This window comes from Schinkia azotoformans LMG 9581, assembly GCF_000307855.1.
Taxonomy (GTDB): Bacteria; Bacillota; Bacilli; order Bacillales; family Bacillaceae_J; genus Schinkia; species Schinkia azotoformans.
The window spans coordinates 38,000-44,499 of record NZ_AJLR01000009.1; the positions used below are offsets into that span (position 1 = coordinate 38,000).

The following is a 6,500-nucleotide window of genomic DNA, read 5'->3' on the forward strand; positions in this document are numbered from 1 at the left end:
ATTATTTTTCTTGAAAAGGGGAGAAATGTAGTTGAAGAAATTTTTAAAAGGAGTTTTTCTTCTTTATGGGATATATGCCGCTATCGTTATTTCATATTTCCTTTTAATTGCAGATTCCTCTAACTTGCCAAATGGCTACCAAGGTTCGGCCGCAGATCCAACAACGTTTATGAATGATAGGCAATTGGAATTGACGTATGAATACTCGAAAATTAGGCATATCATCTTCTTTTTGTTGACACCTTTTGATTGGGTTTTTTTCCTAACAATCTTGGCTGTGGGATTTTCCGTGCGTTTTCGTAATTGGTCAGAATCCGTAACAAAGATATCATTATTTCAAAAAGGAATTTATGTATTTTGGTTATCCGTTTTTACTTTCATTATTATGTTTCCAATTGATTATATTTCATACCAGCTATCCAAGTCCTATGGGATAACAACCTCTACATTTGTCATTTGGATGAAAGATCAGTTTATTGATTTTTGGCTTGATTATTTGTTTATGGTGGTTTTAGCAATCGTTGTGTATGCATTAATCAAAAAATACAACAAACGATGGTGGATTTATGCCTGGGTTATTTCCGTTCCTTTCACGGTCTTTTTAATGTTTGTTCAGCCTGTTATTATTGATCCGCTTTATAATGATTTCTACCCGTTAAAGGATAAAGAGTTGGAGGAAAAAATCTTAAACCTAGCAAGTAAAGCAGATATACCGGCAGAGCATGTCTATGAAGTCAATATGTCTGAAAAAACAAATGCTTTAAATGCTTATGTAACCGGTATTGGTTCGAATTCACGAATTGTATTATGGGACACAACTTTAAATAAGCTTAATGACAGTGAAGTACTGTTCGTGATGGCACACGAAATGGCCCATTATGTGAAGAAACATATTTACATGGGGATGGCTGCCTACCTTCTTATTTCCTTTATCGGGTTATTTATAGCTTCAAAAATTCTCGAGTGGGCAGTTAAAAGATTTGGGCAACGGCTATTGATTAAAGGGATTAATGATATTGCAAGTCTTCCTTTGTTGCTATTAATCATTTCAATGTTGACCTTTATACAAAGTCCAATTAGCAATGCATTTTCCAGATATTTAGAGCACTCGGCAGATGAATATGCGATTGAAATGACAAATGACAAAACGGCGGCCATAAGCGGATTTCAAAAATTAACGATTGCGGGTTTAAGTGAGGTTAATCCACCGGCAATTGTAAAGTGGCTTCGCTATGGGCACCCAACGATGTTAGAAAGGTTAAATTTCTTAGAGAACTATGATGTGAAACAGACAAATTAATTAGTAAAAAGCCCCTTTTTGCAAAAAAAGTGAAAAAATTCGCAAAAAGGGGTTTCTTTTTTAAAAACACTGTTATATAATACAAACAGAAACAAACAACCGTGTAGTATAACAACAAAACACCAGAGAACATAGCAAAATGGAAGGAGTGAAAATCACTCAAATAATTAGGGGAATGTTTGACGATTAATTCGTTAAACACTGGGGGCTTTTTAGAACGGAAAAAGGGTGTTTAATAAAAAGTTTATATTTAGAGAGGGGAAAATGGGGATGACAAATCAAGAAAGAATTGCAAAGTTAGAAGAAAGTTGGAGACTGGATAGTCGTTGGAAAGGGATTGAAAGACCTTATTCTGCTGAAGATGTAATTCGTCTTCGCGGTTCAATCGACATTGAACATACATTAGCAAAAGTTGGTTCTGAGAGGTTATGGAAATTATTAAATGAAGAAGATTTCATTAATGCACTTGGTGCATTAACTGGAAACCAAGCCGTACAACAGGTTAAAGCCGGTCTTAAAGCAATCTATTTAAGTGGCTGGCAGGTTGCAGCGGATGCAAACCTTTCAGGACATATGTATCCTGACCAAAGCTTATATCCTGCAAACTCTGTACCAGCTGTAGTAAAACGCATTAATCAGGCTTTACAACGTGCGGATCAAATTCAATCAACTGAAGGTAAAGGTGACACTTATTGGTTTGCTCCAATTGTTGCTGATGCTGAAGCTGGTTTTGGTGGAGCACTTAACGTATTTGAACTTATGAAAGGTATGATTGAAGCAGGTGCTTCTGGTGTACACTTCGAAGACCAATTATCTTCTGAAAAGAAATGTGGTCATTTAGGCGGTAAAGTATTATTACCAACTCAAACAGCAGTTAGAAATTTAATTTCTGCCCGCTTAGCAGCTGACACAATGGGAGTTCCTACTGTTTTGGTTGCTCGCACAGATGCTGATGCAGCAGATATGATTACGAGCGATATCGATGATAATGATAAGCCATTCTTAACAGGGGAAAGAACTCCAGAAGGCTTCTATCGTACTAGACCGGGTATTGAACAAGCCATTTCCCGCGGATTAGCTTATGCACCATATGCAGATTTAATTTGGTGTGAAACATCTACACCAGATCTTGAGCAAGCTCAACAATTTGCTGATGCTATTCATGCTAAATTCCCTGGGAAAATGCTTGCTTATAACTGCTCACCGTCATTCAACTGGAAGTCTAAGCTTGATGATGAAACAATTGAAAACTTCCAAAGAGAAATCGCTAAAATGGGATATAAGTTCCAATTCGTTACATTAGCAGGTTTCCATGCTCTTAACTACAGCATGTTCCAATTAGCTCAAGGCTACAAAACTCGTGGTATGGGTGCATATTCTGAATTACAACAAGCAGAATTTGCTGCAGAAGCTCAAGGCTATACAGCTACTAAGCACCAACGTGAAGTAGGTACTGGCTATTTTGATGAAGTTTCGCAAATCGTTTCTGGCGGTCAATCTTCAACAACGGCTATGAAAGGTTCAACTGAAGAGGCTCAATTCATTAAGTAATCGTAATGTACAAGGCGTTTCATAGCGCAAGCGTAATGATTTACGTTCATTCTCCTGAACATAATATATAGATGCTGTATCACCTGTGAATAACAGGATTGATACAGCTTTTTTTGTTTTATCAAATAAACGAAAAGGAAGCCTAACGCTTCCTTTTACGTTTGAAATCCGAGTAATTTTTTATACTGTTCTGTCAATAGATAAAATTGAATGTGATCTTTTAAGTCTAAAGCATCATCAATTTGTTTTTGTAATAAATCTTTCTGGTAATTAAATAGGGCTTCGTCAATAATCATTTGGATATAAACATCGAGGACATAGTTACCATCAGTTTTGGATAAGTCTAAATCATTACTTTTCTTTTGATCAGCGTATGACTTTCTGTTCTCCATCATATCATCACCCCTGATGCTCTTTTTATTATTATAGTAGTGTAGAGGGAATTTTTCAAGGTTTTTTTCTAACTTTTCAGAAAATTAAATTTACAATATAGAAAATAAAAAGCCTATTATCTGGGCTTTTTATGTGTAATCAAATATTCATCATTAGTAATATAAAAATCTATATCTGGTCTTTCATGAATTAAATTACTTTTTTCTAATAACAAATAACTAACCTTTCTATAAGGGTCACCTTGTGTTATTGGAAGTTTTTGATACATATTAACGTATTGATCGACAGCGAATTGAATCATATCCAAGTAAAACGGTATTATTTTATCTTTTTCTTCAAAAATTTCATAGGTTTCCTTCGACATGTAAAAGTTTTGCTCAGGAATTCCTTTAAGGTATGGCTTTAATAAATCAAAGTCAATGGAATGATCATCCTTTACTAAAGTCCTTGTAGTTACTCCTTTGGGGGCTTGGTCGGCAAATTCACGGACTGCTTTTTTTACAGTTTCGATATCAAAATTAGAGGTAACATTATAGTTTTCTTTATTTTCTTTATTTTTTCTCCATTTAAACATCATTTCCACTCGCTTTATTTATTGATTTTTATCTTTTTGAACATAATAGTATTGGAGGTGTTTTAGCATGAAGTACAAGTCTAATAAAAAACGTGACAATTTTGTTGAACCTGAGGTTACATCCGATACGATCTTAACATCAGGAATCAGCCTTGGAGTTGATACAGATATTACGGACCCTTCAGGAAAGGATTATATTTCCGGTGAATCTGTAAATGAGCATCGGATCATCGAACAAGCGAATGAGTATATCGCTGAAGAAGAAGTTAAACAACAATTCAACAATTTGTAAAGAGGAGCATTAGGCTGCTCTTTTTGGGTTTAAGATTTTTTTGAAAATTTAAAAACATTATATAAAAACTGTAGTCTTTGTGATAATATAGAAAATAGTATGGATTTTGTCAAACATTGTCATCACAGTCTTTATGAATTTTTTAGAAAAATAAAATTTGTCTAAAGAGGTGGCTTTATGAGAAGGAGCAAAAAGGTATTAGCTATTTCGGATTTTGAAGTAAATCCATATACAATGGCAATTGTCGGAGAAAAAGTCAACAAAGAACTGCCGGTATATACTCGGGTCATAGAGGTTGAGGATGAATTTTTGGTTAAAATGAAACCGTCTATGGTCATGGATAGAAGCTGCAAGTATTTCGGCAGCAGCCTGAAAGGCAGGCAAGAAGGCGCTCGCGAGCTTACCGGTATTACATATAAGGTCCCTATTGCTGTTGACCCAACGAATGAAATCTACATGTTTCCTACAATATCTCCCTATAAAGATACGTGCGCTTGGCTTTCACACTCATACATTTTAGACTATCAATCCGCTGGTCCTGAAAAAACAATGGTGACATTTACCAATAATAAATCGATTATTTTAGATGTATCTAAAGGATCTTTCGAGAACCAGCTAAATAGAACAGCCCAATATAGATTCCTCCTTTCAAAAAGAATTTCTTACAATAAACAAAAAAACAAACCATCCAAACATGACTATAAAGATGAGTAATATTAAATTATATTTTTCGTTAGTCCCTCACTTCTTTCTGGGAAAAATAAACCCTGTGTAGTAAACTTTTCCTAGGAGATAGTATAAACATATTAACTGTTTGAAAGGGATAACGTTAAATGGACTTTAAGTCTTTAAAAGAATTTTTTACGATAGAAAATATATTGATGTTACTCGATGAATACGCAGATCTTGGGCCTATACCTGGCATTCTGCTTCCAATGATTGAAGCAATATTTCCGATATTCCCGTTAGTCCTATTTGTGATGGCTAATGCCGCTGCCTTTGGATTATGGAAAGGGTTTATTATTTCGTGGATTGGAGCAACTCTTGGAGCACTTATCGTATTTTCCGTCATTCGAAGGTTAGGTAGGCAAAGGTTTTTTAATTTTTTAACGAAACATCAAAAGGTAAAAAAATTAATGAACTGGATTGAACGCCGTGGTTTTGGTTTTATCTTCTTAATGCTCTGTTTTCCGTTTTCACCATCTTCATTAATTAACGTGGTTGCAGGATTATCTAGAGTAAGTAAACAGCAGTTTGTTTTGGCGGTTTTGCTCGGAAAATTGGTTATGATTTTTACAGTCTCTTTTATCGGTTATGACCTAAAATCATTAATATACCAACCATTTAAAACAATATTCGTCTTAATATTAATGTTCATATTATGGTATGGCGGTAAACAAATAGAGAAAAGGATCCACTTAGATGATGGGAGATAAATAAAAACTACGGTAAAGAGGCATGGGGGAATGAAAATGATGAAGGTTAAAGGTACAGAGGGGTTGGAATGGCTTAGAACAATTGGGGTAGCTATTATTTTGGCGGTCTTTTTTCGAACATTTTTCTTTTCGAGCTATATTGTTGATGGGGAATCAATGATGCCGACACTTGAAAACGGGAATTTGTTAATTATTAATAAGATAGTTGATGAGATCGATGATTTAACTAGGTTCGATGTTATTGTCTTTCATGCCACACCCGAAGATGATTTTGTGAAAAGAATTATTGGACTGCCCGGCGATAAGGTAGAGTATAAAAATGATGTTTTATATATTAATAATAAGGCTGTAAAGGAGCCGTATTTAGAAAAATATAAAATGGGATTAAACGGGGAGAATCTTACAGGTGATTTCACTTTAAAGGGAATAAGCAACGGTATGAGTGAGGTCGTCCCTAAAGACCATATTTTTGTTTTAGGTGATAACAGAAAAGACAGCTATGATAGCAGATATTTTGGATTTGTACCAATTGAGAACGTCGTTGGGAAAGTAAATTTAAGATATTGGCCAATTGATGAAATTGATACTGATTTTTAACATAATTATGTGAAATTTGAGGCTGATCCATTTGTTGTTATACGCAACGAATTGGGTCGGCTTTTTTGTTTAAAAAATTTTTTTGAAAGATGTTGACGTTGCAAATGAATCCTGATATATTATTATTTACTGTCAGATTCGACAAAGTAAAACAAAATTCATAACAAACTTCAATACGCAGAAAAAACTTCTTTCAAAAAGTTGTTGACTTCTACGAAATAAAATGTTAAGGTAAAAAAGTCGCTGATAGATAACGACAAAATAAAAGCTTAGAAATAAACGAAATGATCTTTGAAAACTAAACAAAATGTCAAGCGTGCAAATAAACTTGAACCTTGAGTTCAACATCAAGTCAGT

General features: G+C 34.5%; 8 protein-coding genes. 6 read left to right on the top strand and 2 right to left on the bottom strand.

The window, feature by feature from the left end; genetic code table 11:
* Positions 1-31 precede the first annotated feature (31 nt).
* Together BAZO_RS01190 and aceA are read left to right on the top strand one after the other, a co-directional pair.
* Positions 32-1,300, top strand: coding sequence for a M48 family metallopeptidase (locus BAZO_RS01190; RefSeq protein WP_003329358.1), 1,269 nt, complete (start codon positions 32-34; stop codon positions 1,298-1,300).
* A gap of 270 nt (positions 1,301-1,570) precedes the next feature.
* Complete coding sequence (gene aceA, locus BAZO_RS01195) at positions 1,571-2,851, top strand: isocitrate lyase (protein WP_003329359.1); 1,281 nt, start codon at positions 1,571-1,573, stop codon at positions 2,849-2,851.
* A gap of 155 nt (positions 2,852-3,006) precedes the next feature.
* On the opposite strand, the gene BAZO_RS01200 is transcribed toward aceA, so the two are convergent.
* A complete protein-coding gene (locus tag BAZO_RS01200) occupies positions 3,007-3,243 on the bottom strand; it encodes an IDEAL domain-containing protein (RefSeq protein ID WP_003329360.1) in 237 nt (78 codons plus the stop codon).
* Between the two features lie 116 nt (positions 3,244-3,359).
* Positions 3,360-3,818, bottom strand: coding sequence for a DUF3939 domain-containing protein (locus BAZO_RS01205; RefSeq protein WP_003329362.1), 459 nt, complete (start codon positions 3,816-3,818; stop codon positions 3,360-3,362).
* Positions 3,819-3,885: 67 nt separating this feature from the next.
* Between BAZO_RS01205 and BAZO_RS01210 the strand changes: the two genes are divergently transcribed.
* The 4 genes from BAZO_RS01210 to lepB all read left to right on the top strand — a co-directional run bounded on the left by BAZO_RS01210 (position 3,886) and on the right by lepB (position 6,143).
* Positions 3,886-4,110: a hypothetical protein gene (locus BAZO_RS01210; protein WP_003329363.1), complete on the top strand. Its 225-nt coding sequence runs from the start codon at positions 3,886-3,888 to the stop codon at positions 4,108-4,110.
* Between the two features lie 177 nt (positions 4,111-4,287).
* The gene (locus BAZO_RS01215) at positions 4,288-4,824 is read left to right on the top strand and encodes a competence protein ComK (RefSeq protein WP_003329364.1); all 537 of its coding nucleotides are present in this window, start codon (positions 4,288-4,290) and stop codon (positions 4,822-4,824) included.
* A gap of 119 nt (positions 4,825-4,943) precedes the next feature.
* Positions 4,944-5,546 carry a TVP38/TMEM64 family protein gene (locus BAZO_RS01220; RefSeq protein ID WP_003329365.1) on the top strand — a complete coding sequence of 201 codons (603 nt, stop codon included), beginning with the start codon at positions 4,944-4,946 and terminating at the stop codon, positions 5,544-5,546.
* 36 nt (positions 5,547-5,582) lie between these two features.
* Positions 5,583-6,143, top strand: a complete 561-nt coding sequence (gene lepB / locus BAZO_RS01225; RefSeq protein WP_003329366.1) for a signal peptidase I — start codon at positions 5,583-5,585, stop codon at positions 6,141-6,143.
* Positions 6,144-6,500 lie beyond the last annotated feature (357 nt).